Consider the following 409-nt stretch of genomic DNA (forward strand, 5'->3'; position numbering starts at 1 on the left):
GGGGTGAGGGCGGTGCGTTCCCACAGGCCGTGGACCAGCCACAGCGCTTTCGCGGCCAACGGCAGCCAGGCCACCGCCAGCCACCCCGCCGGCGATGACGGGCCGACAAGCGCATGGGCGATCAGGACGCCGGTGGCGAGGAGGCCGAAGGTCCAACCGAGGCCGGACACCAGTGCGGAGTGGTCGCCTTGGGCGGCGAGGCGGCGTTCGTAGGCGAGGGTGGCCAGCCAGCCGCCGTCCATGCCCAGGCCGACGACGGTGGCCACCGGCCACGGCATCAACGAGCCGAGCCAGCCGATGACGACGGCGAGGGTCAGAGCCATCGACACGACCGTCATTGCTGCTGCGGGGGTGCAGGTCCACTGCTTGCGGCTCATGCCGACACCTCTCCGGTGCTGGTGGTGAGGAT

General features: G+C 71.4%; 1 pseudogene. It reads right to left on the reverse strand.

Features of this window, described 5'->3' with window-relative positions:
- Nucleotides 1-377 (reverse strand): annotated as a pseudogene (locus G6R24_RS21415) (protein spdB); the annotation flags it as partial.
- Nucleotides 378-409: the final 32 nt, after the last annotated feature.

This window comes from Candidatus Frankia nodulisporulans, from assembly GCF_902806475.1.
In the GTDB taxonomy this organism is placed as follows: Bacteria; Actinomycetota; Actinomycetes; order Frankiales; family Frankiaceae; genus Frankia; species Frankia umida.